This window comes from Gallibacterium sp. ZY190522 (genome assembly GCF_054166015.1).
Genome location: NZ_CM135118.1, coordinates 2,326,629 through 2,340,224, shown reverse-complemented (window position 1 = coordinate 2,340,224; position 13,596 = coordinate 2,326,629). Strand labels below are relative to the sequence as shown.

Annotated in this window: 12 protein-coding genes and 1 pseudogene; 5 read left to right on the top strand and 8 right to left on the bottom strand. The window is 39.5% G+C overall.

Annotated elements, in window-relative coordinates:
• Positions 1-244 precede the first annotated feature (244 nt).
• The 6 genes and pseudogenes from ACXPAV_RS11220 to recA form a co-directional block, all read right to left on the bottom strand.
• Positions 245-442: pseudogene (locus ACXPAV_RS11220) on the bottom strand (ACT domain-containing protein); the annotation flags it as partial.
• 81 nt (positions 443-523) lie between these two features.
• Positions 524-1,198, bottom strand: coding sequence for a pyrimidine 5'-nucleotidase (yjjG, locus tag ACXPAV_RS11215; protein WP_458003507.1), 675 nt, complete (start codon positions 1,196-1,198; stop codon positions 524-526).
• Positions 1,188-2,132 (bottom strand): tRNA dihydrouridine(16) synthase DusC, encoded by a 945-nt coding sequence (gene dusC / locus ACXPAV_RS11210; protein WP_039173345.1) that lies wholly within the window; start codon positions 2,130-2,132, stop codon positions 1,188-1,190. The genes yjjG and dusC overlap by 11 nt, the downstream gene beginning before the upstream one ends.
• A gap of 6 nt (positions 2,133-2,138) precedes the next feature.
• Complete coding sequence (djlA, locus tag ACXPAV_RS11205; protein WP_039149612.1) at positions 2,139-3,011, bottom strand: co-chaperone DjlA; 873 nt, start codon at positions 3,009-3,011, stop codon at positions 2,139-2,141.
• Positions 3,012-3,094: 83 nt separating this feature from the next.
• Complete coding sequence (gene recX / locus ACXPAV_RS11200; RefSeq protein WP_039149609.1) at positions 3,095-3,538, bottom strand: recombination regulator RecX; 444 nt, start codon at positions 3,536-3,538, stop codon at positions 3,095-3,097.
• Positions 3,539-3,676: 138 nt separating this feature from the next.
• Positions 3,677-4,744 (bottom strand): recombinase RecA, encoded by a 1,068-nt coding sequence (gene recA / locus ACXPAV_RS11195; protein ID WP_039149605.1) that lies wholly within the window; start codon positions 4,742-4,744, stop codon positions 3,677-3,679.
• A gap of 209 nt (positions 4,745-4,953) precedes the next feature.
• On the opposite strand from recA, the gene mutS reads away from it, so the two are divergent.
• From mutS to ACXPAV_RS11175, 4 genes are read left to right on the top strand one after another with little or no spacing between them, the layout of a single operon-like run.
• Entirely contained in the window at positions 4,954-7,539 is a 2,586-nt protein-coding gene (mutS, locus tag ACXPAV_RS11190) for a DNA mismatch repair protein MutS (protein ID WP_458003506.1), read from the top strand.
• 27 nt (positions 7,540-7,566) lie between these two features.
• A complete protein-coding gene (argF, locus tag ACXPAV_RS11185) occupies positions 7,567-8,568 on the top strand; it encodes an ornithine carbamoyltransferase (protein ID WP_458003505.1) in 1,002 nt (333 codons plus the stop codon).
• Between the two features lie 51 nt (positions 8,569-8,619).
• Positions 8,620-9,009 (top strand): RidA family protein, encoded by a 390-nt coding sequence (locus tag ACXPAV_RS11180; protein WP_458003504.1) that lies wholly within the window; start codon positions 8,620-8,622, stop codon positions 9,007-9,009.
• A gap of 1 nt (position 9,010) precedes the next feature.
• On the top strand, positions 9,011-10,168 hold the full coding sequence (locus tag ACXPAV_RS11175) for an iron-containing alcohol dehydrogenase (RefSeq protein ID WP_458003503.1): 1,158 nt from the start codon (positions 9,011-9,013) through the stop codon (positions 10,166-10,168).
• A gap of 67 nt (positions 10,169-10,235) precedes the next feature.
• On the opposite strand, the gene ACXPAV_RS11170 is transcribed toward ACXPAV_RS11175, so the two are convergent.
• The gene (locus tag ACXPAV_RS11170; protein ID WP_458003502.1) at positions 10,236-11,150 is read right to left on the bottom strand and encodes a lactate/malate family dehydrogenase; all 915 of its coding nucleotides are present in this window, start codon (positions 11,148-11,150) and stop codon (positions 10,236-10,238) included.
• Positions 11,151-11,339: 189 nt separating this feature from the next.
• Between ACXPAV_RS11170 and ACXPAV_RS11165 the strand changes: the two genes are divergently transcribed.
• The gene (locus ACXPAV_RS11165; protein WP_458003501.1) at positions 11,340-12,554 is read left to right on the top strand and encodes a sodium/glutamate symporter; all 1,215 of its coding nucleotides are present in this window, start codon (positions 11,340-11,342) and stop codon (positions 12,552-12,554) included.
• 53 nt (positions 12,555-12,607) lie between these two features.
• On the opposite strand, the gene ACXPAV_RS11160 is transcribed toward ACXPAV_RS11165, so the two are convergent.
• Entirely contained in the window at positions 12,608-13,516 is a 909-nt protein-coding gene (locus tag ACXPAV_RS11160; protein ID WP_458003500.1) for a LysR family transcriptional regulator, read from the bottom strand.
• Between the last annotated feature and the right edge of the window lie 80 nt (positions 13,517-13,596).

Sequence of the window (13,596 nt, the reverse complement as noted above, 5' to 3'; positions counted from 1 at the left end):
ACCAACTTGCCTGTTGTAATGCTGGAATAGCATCAAGCAAAAATTGATTTTGTAGTGAGCTGACTCTAGGCTTTTTTTCTTGTAGATAAGGTAACAATAATTGGGTGGCGTGCTGATTAGCAAATTCTATTTTTCCTGAAAAGTCAATGGATAAGATAGGGTGAGGAAGAGCTTCAAACAACGCATTAAGTTCTATGGTTTTACGCTCATAAGGCAAATAATCCAATTTCGTCACCGCCTTTACGCCATCAATCCTGCGCAATTTATCGCTAAGATAATCAATTTGAAAATTGGCAATTTTTTCAAATTTCAGATAAATAATCCCATTTTGATCTATCTTTTTTAGTTCAATCCCTTCTAAATTAATTTGCTCTTTAGCCAATAAATCCAGAACTTCTTTAGCCACCCCGATTCTATCAATACAGGTTATCGCAAAACGCATCTTTTATCTCCTCATATTTTTATACTATCGGCTATAATACCTGATAGTTCGTATAGAAATAAAGAAAGCGTAAAGAAAAGTTTACGATTTTTCCACTAAAGGTAACAATTCAGCAATCGTTTCTATTTGATAAGTCGGTGATATAGCAGTTTGGTTATCTCTGCCATAATGCAACCAACAAGTATCCAATCCAGCATTATTACCGCCAAGAATATCTGATTCCAACGTATCCCCCACAACTAACACTTCCTCACTATGTCGTGGTTTTGCCAACTGCAAAGCGTGATAAAAAAAATCAGGATTCGGCTTAGAAACGCCGATCTCTTCAGAAGCCACGACAAATTCAAAATAATCGCTTAACCCTGTTTTCTGCAAACGCAATTTCTGCATCGCAGTAAAACCATTGGTAATAATGGCTAATTTAGCACGATGCTGTAATTGTTGTAACAAATCCACCACGCCTTCCAACGGGCGACAAACTTCCGCCATTGTCAATAAAAAGCCGTGATTCAATTCCGCCGGTTTCACTGACAAACGCCTGCCCCACTCACTAAAACGTTGTTCCTGTAAGGTTTTTGCATCTATTTTTCCATCTTGATAAGCTACCCAAAGAGGTTTATTAAGTTGTTGATATTCAATAAAATCTTCTTGTGTAAAATCAACATCATAGCGAGTGAAAAGTCGTTTCAACCCTGAAAAAGAGTCAAAAGAGAATAAGGTTTCATCCGCATCAAAAAGAATCCAGTTATATTTCATCACATTCCTTATCCAATAAAGTTTGCAATTCCACATTGTTTTGACAATATTTCAATTTTGCAAATAGCTGTTCCGCTTCAATAAAATGATTCGATAAAAATCTAAGCCACTGCTTAATACGGGATAAATGATACCAACCGCTATCCCATTGATTATCAACACGACTATAATATTGCAATAAAATTAAAGTGTTCCGCCACGACATTACCTCGTTATTGTCTTTAATGACATAGCTCAAATTGGGAATTTGCAATGCACCGCGAGCCACCATTAAATCTTCACAACCGGTAACGGCAAGACATTCCTGTGCCTGTTGCGCATTAAAAATTTCACCATTAGCAATCACCGGAATAGATAATTTTTGTCTTACTTCTCCAATTTTCTGCCAATCAATTTTATCAGCACGATAACCATCCATTTTTGTTCTACCGTGAATTGCAATCTCATCAGCTCCCCCCTGCTGTACAGCATCGGCAATTTCCAGTGCTTTTTGTTTATCGTCCCAGCCTAAACGCACTTTCACACTAACTATTTTTTCAGAACTTACCGCTTGACGAATTGCTTTGGTCGCTTGATAAATCAGTTCTGGCTGTTTTAACAAACTCGCTCCGCCACAACTACCATTAACAGTTTTTGAAGGACAACCGCAATTAAGATCAATGCCGTGAGATCCCAATTCAATCGCCAAGTTAGCATTTTCTGCCAACCATTGCGGATGTTGCCCTAACAACTGAACTCTTACCGGTGTGGCACTATCTGTGTAACCCTGCTGATACAATTCAGGACAAAGCCGATAAAAAACCTTCTTTGGTAATAACTGGTCAACGACACGAACAAATTCAGACACACAAAGATCATAATTATTACAAGAGGTTAAAAGCTGACGCATAAACGGATCAAGCACCCCTTGCATAGGTGCTAAAATTAAACGCATTCTATTTTATTTCTTCCAGCCTTTGACCTTACAGATCAAATCATAGGCAGCTTGAATTTGTTGGGCTTTCTCTTTTGCCATCTCCATCATCTGTTCCGGCAACCCTTTCGCAATCAATTTATCTGGATGATGTTCATTCATTAATTTACGATAAGCTCTTTTCACTGCGGTTCGATCATCTTCTTCCGATACACCTAACACACGATAGGCATCTTCAAGTGTCGGCCCGGAAGAACTTTGCGCCGTATTTTGGTATCCGCCGTAGGATTGTTGATATTGATAATCGCCATTTTGTTGTTGGTATTGACGATAAAAACCGCCTTGAGAAAATTGACGTGCTGCATAAATCATCGCCAACATCTGCTCAAATTGCATTCTTGAATAACCCAATTCTTCAGCAACAATGAACAATACCTCTTTTTCATTCGGATGCAATTCTTGATCTGCCAGCGCCGTTTGAATTTGAATTTCCAAAAACATCCTCAACAAATCAGTACGCTGTCCACACCCAATTCTAAATTCTCTAATAGCTTGACGAATCGGGAAATCAGCCTCTTTCCCTCGTGTAAATGCCGCTTTTGCCAATTGTCGATGAGCTTCATCAAGCTGCATACGATCCATAAACATATTAGCCAATTGAATATCTTCTTCAGTAACCCGACCTTTTGACTTGCTCAAATGTCCCATTACTGCAAAAGTGGTTTGCATAAATAGAGATTGACGTGAAACAGAACGCCCGAATAAAGAGGAACGTACACTGCCCAACTCGTATAATTTTTTATCAGCAAAATGCCCTAAAATAGCGCCGAAAATTGCGCCAAAAAAGCCGCCGAATTTAAAACCGACAATAATCCCGATTAACTTACCGATAAAATTCATCTCTTATCTTTTCCCTTCTATCTAGGTTAAAAAATCGGTCTATTCTACCGCACAAATAGGGAAGTCGCGAATGGATTTCAACACTAATCCTGCGGTTTGAACGCTTCTGAAATTTCTTCTTGAGAAAAACCGCGTGATAATAAAAAACGCCACATTTTTTGCTTGGTTTTAAAATCGGAAACTGTAGCGTAATCAGGAAATTTCTTTGCCAACGTCTGCTGTGCTAACGCATACCAATCAATATCAGCTTGTTCCAGTGCGTGTTGTATCACTTCGTTTTGAATACCTTTTTGCTGTAACTCCTGTTTAATACGTTGTAATCCATAACCTTTGTGTACTCTCGAGAGTAAGAAATTCTCACAGAAGCGAAAATCATTTTGCCAATTTTTCTCCTGACATTTCGCAATAGTTTGTTCTATTTCCTGTTCTGAGAAGGCTTTTGCTTGCATCTTACAACGTAATTCATACTCGCTGTAATCTCGAATTTCCAACAATTTCAACACATAATTAAGGGCAAGATTTTCCATAATTCAATCGCTTTTCATATTATTGAAGAGAGAACATAACAAGCAATGGTTAAAATAACCAAGCTATTTGTATGTTATCTAAATTGAAAAAATCCCTGCCGCTCAAACTATTAATTTTAGGCAGGGATATTGAGGGTATTATTCACCAAAATTTAATGCATCATCTTCTGGTTGTTTTTCTGTATCATCCGCTACTAACAATTGTTCAGGATTGGAAAGCAACTCTTCACGTAATTTGCGTTCCAACTCGACAGCCACATCCGGATGTTCAGCAAGCCACTTCATTGCATTGGTACGACCTTGTCCAATCTTTTCATCATTGTAAGAGTACCAAGCACCTGATTTATTGAGCAATTTATGTTTTACACCCAATTCGATTAACTCACCGTTTTTAGAAATACCTTCTCCGTAGAGAATTTGGAATTCAGCTTGTCTAAATGGTGCTGCTACTTTATTTTTCACTACTTTAACTCTAGTGTCATTACCAATTACCTCATCGCCATCAGTAATTGAACCTGTGCGGCGAATATCTAAACGCACAGAAGCGTAGAATTTTAATGCATTACCACCGGTTGTTGTTTCAGGATTACCAAACATAACACCAATTTTCATACGAATTTGGTTAATAAATACCACTAAACAGTTTGCTGTTTTGATATGACCGGTAAGTTTACGCAATGCTTGAGACATTAAACGAGCCTGTAACCCCATATGAGAATCTCCCATATCACCCTCAATTTCAGCTTTAGGAGTTAACGCAGCTACAGAGTCAATGATAATGACATCAACCGCACCGGAGCGTACCAACGCATCACAAATTTCTAACGCTTGTTCGCCGTTATCCGGTTGAGAAACCAAAAGGGATTGCACATCAACGCCCAGTTTAGAAGCATAAATAGGATCTAATGCGTGTTCCGCATCAATAAAGGCACAGGTTTTCCCTTCTTTTTGTGCTTGCGCAATCACAGATAAAGTTAATGTCGTTTTCCCTGAAGATTCAGGCCCGAAAATCTCAACGATTCGCCCCATTGGCAAACCACCGATACCTAACGCCACATCCAACGCCAATGAACCGGTAGAAACCGCTTCCACATCTAACGTCTGTGTATCACCAAGGCGCATAATTGAACCTTTACCAAATTGTTTTTCAATTTGCCCTAATGCTGCTGCCAGCGCTCTTTCTTTATCTTCATTATTTGTTGTCATATTCATTGCCCTTTTATTTATAAACTAAGAGGAATTTTTTCGCCTATTATACTGTATAACCATACAGTATCAAGTATTTTATGTTACCAATAATTAAAACTGTGAGTGTGCTTCCAAATTTTGACACATATTATATTGCTGACTGTTTGTAACTTTCGCTTTGTTTCATCATCTTTTATACTATTCATCCAGCAAAAAGGATAATAATTATGACTTTAGAGAGCAATCTTTCTTCTTTTACCCCAATGATGCAGCAATATTTAAAAATTAAAGCGGAACATCCCGATATTTTGCTGTTTTATCGTATGGGAGATTTTTATGAACTGTTTTTTGATGATGCCAAACGAGCATCACAACTTTTAGATATTTCATTAACCAAACGTGGCAAAACCGATGGCGATCCTATTCCAATGGCAGGCGTACCTTATCACGCCGTAGAGGGATATTTAGCGAAACTGGTGCAATTGGGCGAGTCGGTTGCGATTTGTGAACAGATTGGCGATCCAGCGACAAGTAAAGGACCGGTTGAGCGCAAAATTGTACGCATTGTCACCCCCGGCACTATCAGTGATGAAGCATTATTACAAGAGCGACAGGATAACCTTATCGCCTGTGTTTATTATGAAAAGAAAATTTTTGGTTTAGCAACACTCGATATGACATCAGGGCGTTTCCAAATCAGCGAACATTCAAATGAAATTGCTTTAACAACTGAGTTGCAACGCATTATGCCAGTTGAAATTCTTTATCCAGAAGATTTCGCTTATATCAAACTGCTGGAACCCTACAAAGGATTACGTCGTCGTCCAAACTGGGAGTTTGAACTGGTTACTGCAATCAAATTATTGACTAAACAATTTGGTACACAGGATCTCAAAGGCTTTGGTGTCGAAACAGCGATTGTGGCTTTATGTGCTGCCGGTTGTTTATTGCAATATGCTAAAGAAACACAACGCACCGCATTGCCACACATCAATGCAATTTCACTCTCTCAAGAAAACGATTTTATTGTGATTGATGTCGCTTCTCGCCGTAATTTAGAATTAACACAAAACCTTGCCGGCGGTACTGAAAACACGCTCGCTTCCGTACTTGATTATTGCAGCACGCCAATGGGCAGCCGTTTGCTTAAACGCTGGATTCATCAACCGTTACGCCACAAAAAATCATTATTGAGCCGTCAAAATGCGATTAAAAATCTGATTCAACAAGAACTGTATTCTGATTTTAAACCGATGTTACAACAGATCGGTGATATGGAGCGCATTTTAGCGCGTATTGCCTTGCGTTCTGCACGTCCGCGTGATTTAACCCGTTTACGTCAAGCATTAGGGCAATTACCAGAAATTATCCAGCTTTTACAACAACATAATCAGAATCAGCAGTTTGATACACTGCTGTCAAAATTACAGGACTTTAGTGAATTATTTACATTATTAGAGCGTGCAATCATCGAAACACCACCTTTATTAATTCGTGATGGCGGTGTGATTGCCTCCGGTTATCATCAGGAGTTGGATGAATGGCGTGATTTGGCTACCGGAGCAACACAATATCTAGAAAATTTAGAAATTCGAGAACGGCAACAAACTGGCATTGACACACTAAAAATCGGTTATAACGCTGTTCACGGTTATTATATTCAAATTAGCCGAGGTCAAGCAGAACGAGCGCCAACGCACTATATTCGTCGCCAAACCTTAAAAAATGCAGAACGCTTTATTATACCGGAATTAAAAGATTACGAAGATAAAGTCTTAAAAGCAAAAGGAGCTGCCTTAGCATTAGAAAAACAACTTTATGATGAACTGTTCGATTTGTTGTTACCTCATCTTCCAGCGTTACAAACAACAAGTTTGGCCTTAGCCGAACTAGATGTATTAGCAAATTTAGCAGAACGTGCGGAAACATTGAATTATGTTGCTCCGACCTTCAGCGAACAAACACTAATTAGCATTGAAGCAGGTCGCCATCCAGTAGTAGAAACCGTTTTACAAGATCCATTTATTGCCAATCCGCTTGAACTCAATCAAAAACGCCACCTTTTGATTATCACTGGCCCCAATATGGGTGGTAAAAGTACCTATATGCGCCAAACCGCATTAATCACCTTAATGGCGTATATCGGCAGTTTTGTTCCTGCACAACAGGCAGTTATTGGACCGATAGATCGCATTTTTACCCGTATTGGTGCATCTGATGATTTAGCATCTGGTCGTTCCACATTTATGGTTGAAATGAGTGAAATGGCGAATATTCTTCATCAAGCCACGCCACAAAGTTTAGTATTAATTGATGAAATCGGGCGTGGTACTTCTACTTATGACGGTCTTTCCCTAGCTTGGGCGTGTGCGGAATGGTTGGCAACACAACTCAAATCCTTAACGCTGTTCGCTACCCACTATTTTGAATTAACCACTTTACCGCAACAGTTGTCAGGTTGTATCAATATTCACCTTGACGCTAAAGAGCATAATGATACGATTGCATTTATGCATTCGGTGCAGGAAGGCGCAGCCAATAAAAGTTACGGTATTGCTGTGGCACAACTTGCCGGCGTGCCTAAAGCAGTTATCCAACTGGCAAAACAAAAATTAAAACAGTTAGAAAAACTTTCATCTCAAAACAGCCGAATTAATGATTACCAAAGCGAGCTGGATTTCAATCCGGAACCAGAATTTGATGCAAACAGCGAAGCAATTTTGCAACAATTAGCACAGATTGATCCGGATGATTTAACGCCGAAACAGGCACTGGCAATGTTATATCAGCTTAAAAAATTACAACAATCTTAACCATTTAACACAACAGAGGGAAACGTTATGCCAATCAATTTACGTCAACGTCATTTTTTACGCTTAATGGATTTCACACCACAAGAGATCCAGTTTTTGCTTGATTTAGCCGCCGAACTAAAAAAAGCAAAATATGCCGGCACCGAACAGCCGCGCTTAAAAGGTAAAAATATCGCATTGGTGTTTGAGAAAACCTCAACCCGCACCCGTTCCGCATTTGAAGTAAGCGCGTTTGATCAAGGTGCCAATGTTTCTTATATCGGTCCAAGCGGTTCACAAATCGGACATAAAGAGAGTATGAAAGACACCGCGCGCGTATTGGGCAGAATGTATGACGCTATTCAATATCGTGGCTATGGTCAAGAATTGGTCGAAACATTGGCGAATTATTCTGGTGTTCCGGTTTGGAATGGCTTAACCGATGAATTTCACCCAACACAAATTTTGGCAGACTTCTTAACAATGTTGGAACACGGCAAAGGTAAACGTCTTGATCAAATGAAACTCGCCTATCTCGGCGATGCTCGCAATAATATGGGAAACTCTTTTGTTGAGGGTGCTGCGCTGATGGGGTTAGATTTACGTTTGGTCGGTCCGAAGCAGTTCTTTCCGGAACAGAAGCTGCTTGATGAAGTAGCTGAAATGGCTAAACAGACAGGGGCAAACATTACCTGTACTGAAGATGTTGAAGCCGGCATAAAAGATGTTGATTTTATCTACACCGATATTTGGGTTTCGATGGGCGAACCGGAAAGTGCGTGGGCAGAACGCATTGAGCTAATGAAGCCATATCAGGTTAATGCCAAATTAATGGCGCTCACTGGCAATCCTAACGTGAAATTTATGCATTGCTTGCCATCATTCCACGATGAAAATACTGTTATCGGCAAAAAAATGGCAGAAAAATATGGAATGAACGGCTTAGAAGTAACAGATGACGTTTTTGAATCTGAAGCTTCGATCGTCTTTGATGAAGCAGAAAACAGAATGCACACCATCAAAGCGGTAATGGTAGCAACTTTAGCTTAAATCATATCGGTAAAGACCGATTCATTTTTCACAAACAATAAGGAAAAAACGATGACTAAAATTATTCACACAGAAAAAGCACCGGCGGCGATTGGTCCTTATGTACAAGCTGTTGATTTAGGTAATCTTGTGCTTACTTCAGGGCAAATTCCGGTTAATCCACTCACCGGCGAAATTCCAAGCGATATTGTGGTGCAGGCTCGCCAATCATTGGAAAATATTAAAGCGATTGTTGAACAGGCAGGTTTAAAAGTGTCTGATATTGTAAAAACAACCGTATTTGTCAAAGATTTAAATCAATTTGCCATCATCAATGCAGAATATGAACGTTTCTTCCAACAAAATAATCATCCAAGTTTTCCGGCACGCTCTTGTGTTGAAGTTGCCCGTTTACCGAAAGATGTCGGTTTGGAAATTGAAGCAATTGCTGTGAGAAAATAATATGTTTAACTTTACTTTACACCTACCAACTAAAATATTGTTCGGTAAAGGTCAAATTGCTGAAATTAAAAACCAAATTCCTACCGGCGCAAAAATCTTAATGACTTATGGCGGTGGCAGCATTAAAAGAAACGGTGTTTACGATCAGGTGCTAGACGTATTAAAAGGCTTTGAAATTGTTGAATTTTCTGGCATTGAACCTAACCCACAATTTTCAACATTAATGAAAGCGGTTGAGCTTGGTCGCCGTGAAAAAGTAGATTTTCTGCTTGCTGTCGGTGGTGGCTCAGTGTTGGATGGTACAAAATTTATTGCTGCCGCCATCAATTTCCAAGGTGATGAATGGGGCATCGTGAAAAGCCACGGCACAGTCATTAAAAGCGCATTACCAATCGGCGCAATCCTTACACTGCCGGCAACCGGTTCGGAAATGAACGGCAATGCGGTGGTCAGCCGTAAAGAGACCCAAGATAAACTTGGTTTTTTCTCACCTCTTGTCAAACCACAATTTTCCGTGCTTGATCCAACCACCACTTTCTCTTTGCCTGCCAAACAGACTGCAAATGGCGTTGTCGATGCATTTGTGCATACTTTCGAGCAATATATGACCTATCCAGTCGATGCCAAAGTTCAAGATCGTTTTGCCGAAGGCGTGTTCTTAACATTGATTGAAGAAGGTCCAAAGGCATTAGCAGAACCGGAAAATTATGATGTGCGAGCCAATATTATGTGGGCGGCAACAATGGCATTAAACGGTATTCTCGGTGTCGGTGTACCGCAAGATTGGGCTTCTCACGGAATTGGTCACGAACTGACAGCTCAATACGGTTTGGATCACGGGCAAACTTTAGCTATTATTGTACCTGCAATTATGTGGCATCAACGCGAATTTAAAAAAGAAAAATTGGTACAATTTGCTCAACGTGTTTGGGGTTATCAAGGCAACGACAGCGAACAAGCGATTCGTATTGCTATTGATAAAACACGAGCTTTCTTTGAACAAATGGGAACACCAACTCGCTTATCAGTTCACGGCATTGATGACAGCCAATTCCCAAACGTGTTAAGCAAACTCAAAGAACACAAAACAGAAAATCTCGGTGAACATAAAAATATTGATATTAAAGCCGCAGAAGAGATTTTGCGTTTAGCGTTATAAATCACTTTATAAGCTATTGAGGGGCAGACCACAAATTGCCCCTTAAATCCTTAATATTAAATTATTTTTATAACGCTTCCCTTGTTTTTTCCGCAATCATTTTAGCGGAAGTTGCCAGTAATTGTTGTTCATTTGCAGTCAATGCAAGCGATCTGATCCCAACAATCCCAGATCTCGCTACTACCGCCGGATAACCGACATAACATTGATACTGTTCAAGATAAACTGATACTGGACAAGCTAAATAAGCGTCTGAAATAACTGCTTGGGCTAATTTCACTGCACAGGTGGCAATCGCATAGCTCGTATATTTTTTACCATTAAAAACCAACCATCCGCCTTCCCGTGCCGCTTTATCTAAATCGATTAAATTGATCGATAATTTCTTAGCAATATCTGTAATAGGTTCGCCTTGTACCTGCACAGTTGACCAAGCAGCAAATTGTGATTCTCCGTGCTCTCCCAATACATAACCTTCAATATTATGCGGATTTTGTCTCAACGCTTGAGAAACCGCACGTTGCATTCGAGCCGTATCCAAAAAAGTGCCAGTGCCAAAAACCTGTTGTTTTGATAAACCGCTATGATATTGCAACAATCCGGTAATCACATCGCACGGATTAGAAATATTGATAATCACGCCGTTAAAACCAACCTGTTTTAATGCAATACCCACCTGTTTCGCCTGCTCTTTATTAAAATGATATTCAAGAAAACGATCACCTCCCTCAGCCAATGCTTTAATATCACCAAAGGCAGTAATCACCACATCCGCATCTGCCAACGCCTGATAATCCTGCATTATCAATTTGGTGTAATTTTCCAATCTGCCCAGACTGTCCAACAAATCATAATATTCAGCCGTACACTTTTCCTGCTTACTATCTATCAACACCAATTCATCCGCCAGCCCTTTAGTAACTATCGTATAAGCCACCGTAGCACCAACATTTCCTAAACCGATAACACCAATTTTTCTCATAATTCCATCCTTCTTTATCAAAATAGCTGTTCCAAGACTGAACGAAAGTCGCTCTACTTTATTTTAGCGGACCAACTTCAAAAATTTTTTGGCATAGTTCACACTTTTTAAAATTAACACTTGAATTACATTTAATTAACATTAATATTTTTCCTTTTACTTATATTCCTTTAAAGGAGATGCTTTTCTATGGTAACTATTAATGTTGGTATGTTCCAGACACTTGCTTTATCGGTGGTCGCCATTTATGTCGGTGAATTTATCCGTCAACAATTTCCAATTTGGAAGAAATACTGTATTCCGGCACCGGTTATTGGCGGAACATTATTTGCGATTATTACAACCTGTTTATATTCGCTTGATCTACTCACCTTTAAATTTGATTATAAAACGATCAACACTTTCTTTTATAACGTCTTTTTCGCCGCAATGGGATTCGCCGCCAGTTTTGCCTTGCTGAAAAAAGGCGGTAAATTAGTGATTATTTTCAGTATCTTAGCTGCAATACTGGCAATTTTGCAAAATGTGTTATCTCTCGGGCTAGGTGTTTTATTAAATATGGATCCACTGATTGCACTGATGTCCGGCTCGATTCCATTAACCGGCGGACACGGTAACGCCGCTGCCTTTGCGCCAATAGCGGAACAAATGGGGGCAAACGGTGCGATTGAAGTCGCAATTGCAGCCGCCACATTTGGTTTAGTCGCTGGCTGTATTCTAGGTGGACCATTGGGCAGACGACTTATTCAAAAACATAAACTTAATGAGCAAATCAGCCAAGAACAAGTAATCAATCAAGAAGATAACAGCAAATTGCCACACATTAGTTATCGCCGTTCCAGTCAAGCCGCTTTTTTACTACTATTAGCGTGCGGTATTGGACAAACACTCTTTTTCCTTTGTAAGGCTATATTCCCACAAGTGAATATTCCTATTCACGTGATGAGTATGTTAGGCGGTTTAGTGCTACGCTTAGTGTTAGACTCTACCAAACGTGATCACCAAGCACTTTATGAAAACATTGGTATTATCGGTGAAATTTCACTTGCGATTTTCGTTTCTATCGTCATTGTTACAATGCAATTATGGAAATTGGCGGATCTTGCCTTGCCACTCATCATTATTTTAACTTTGCAAGTTATGCTTTGTTATCTGTTCTGTGTCTTTATTACTTTCCGCCTTTGCGGCAAAAACTATGATGCGGCAATTATTGCCACCGGTCATTCCGGCTTCGGTTTAGGTGCAGTGCCGGTTTCAATGGCAACAATGACTGCAGTTTGTTCAAGTTATCATTATTCAAAAATCGCTTTCTTTGTCGTGCCGTTAATCGGTGGCTTTATCAGTAATATCAGCAATGCCTTGATTATTACTTTATTCTTAAATATCGCACAGGGAATGGCATAAATTGTGCAAATCAGGCTTCGCTTAAATGGCGAAGCCTATACTGCTCACAACAGTTACATTTCATCGCTGCCATACAATCGTTGCAAACTCTGTTTTAACTGCTCAAACACAAATGTAACACGATCAGTTACCAAACTTTGATACGGACGATAAAGATATAAATGCCACTGTTGCTTTTCTATTTCTGGGAATAATTCTACCAACTGCCCTTGTTGCAAATAAGGTTGACAAAATGGAGAAATAATTTGTGTACAAGTTCTGCCGGCTAAAGCAGCTTGTAACTCATAAATAGCATCGCTACTGATAAATCTTGTCTGTGCCGGAAAAAAATGAATGTCATTATTCACTCGCCAATCCCAAATCCGTTGTAATTTCGGGTTTATTAATCCACTTAATGGATAATTTTGTGCCAAATCAGCAATATCTTTCGGCATTCCCAAACGTTCAATTAATTTAGGTGACGCAACAATCTTTTCGTAAAAAGTACAAATATGTTGAGCAATCCAATACGGTTCTGGCTCTAAACAAATCCGCAAACCAATGTCGATTTTATGATCAATGGCTTTTACTTTATCAACAGATTGCTGCCAATCCAGCACAATGTCCGGATAAGGCTCCAATGCTGCCAACAGTTCGATTAATAACCTCTGATTAAGTGGCAACGGCGGTAATGTGATTCTCACCATTCCTTGCATTGCTTTTTTATTCAATTTATTGTTGGAAAATAACCGTTCTTCTTCCAGCAAAAATTGCTGTGCCTGCGGTAAGAACTGTTCGCCAAACTCGGTTAAACGAATATTTCGAGTGTTGCGTTTAAACAGACTTTCGCCCAACAAACTTTCCAATTCAGCAATCATTCTGGTCACCACCTGCGGCGACACCGCCAATCGTTGCGCCGTTTCCCTAAAATTCAGTGTTTCACTGGCAACACAAAAATAGCGAAGCGCCTCTAATTTATTCATTATTATTCCTTTTTTAAGAATAGTTTGTTCCAATTTTATTCCTTTTTTATCACTTAATCCAACGATAGAATACACACCAT

Bases quoted from the DNA above. Each gene is read 5' to 3' on its own strand.
- djlA (WP_039149612.1), bottom strand. From the start codon at position 3,011: ATGAATTTTATCGGTAAGTTAATCGGGATTATTGTCGGTTTTAAATTC.
- ACXPAV_RS11170 (WP_458003502.1), bottom strand. From the start codon at position 11,150: ATGAGAAAAATTGGTGTTATCGGTTTAGGAAATGTTGGTGCTACGGTG.
- dusC (WP_039173345.1), bottom strand. From the start codon at position 2,132: ATGCGTTTAATTTTAGCACCTATGCAAGGGGTGCTTGATCCGTTTATG.
- yjjG (WP_458003507.1), bottom strand. From the start codon at position 1,198: ATGAAATATAACTGGATTCTTTTTGATGCGGATGAAACCTTATTCTCT.
- ACXPAV_RS11175 (WP_458003503.1), top strand. From the start codon at position 9,011: ATGTTTAACTTTACTTTACACCTACCAACTAAAATATTGTTCGGTAAA.
- ACXPAV_RS11180 (WP_458003504.1), top strand. From the start codon at position 8,620: ATGACTAAAATTATTCACACAGAAAAAGCACCGGCGGCGATTGGTCCT.
- ACXPAV_RS11160 (WP_458003500.1), bottom strand. From the start codon at position 13,516: ATGAATAAATTAGAGGCGCTTCGCTATTTTTGTGTTGCCAGTGAAACA.
- argF (WP_458003505.1), top strand. From the start codon at position 7,567: ATGCCAATCAATTTACGTCAACGTCATTTTTTACGCTTAATGGATTTC.
- mutS (WP_458003506.1), top strand. From the start codon at position 4,954: ATGACTTTAGAGAGCAATCTTTCTTCTTTTACCCCAATGATGCAGCAA.
- recX (WP_039149609.1), bottom strand. From the start codon at position 3,538: ATGGAAAATCTTGCCCTTAATTATGTGTTGAAATTGTTGGAAATTCGA.
- ACXPAV_RS11165 (WP_458003501.1), top strand. From the start codon at position 11,340: ATGGTAACTATTAATGTTGGTATGTTCCAGACACTTGCTTTATCGGTG.
- recA (WP_039149605.1), bottom strand. From the start codon at position 4,744: ATGACAACAAATAATGAAGATAAAGAAAGAGCGCTGGCAGCAGCATTA.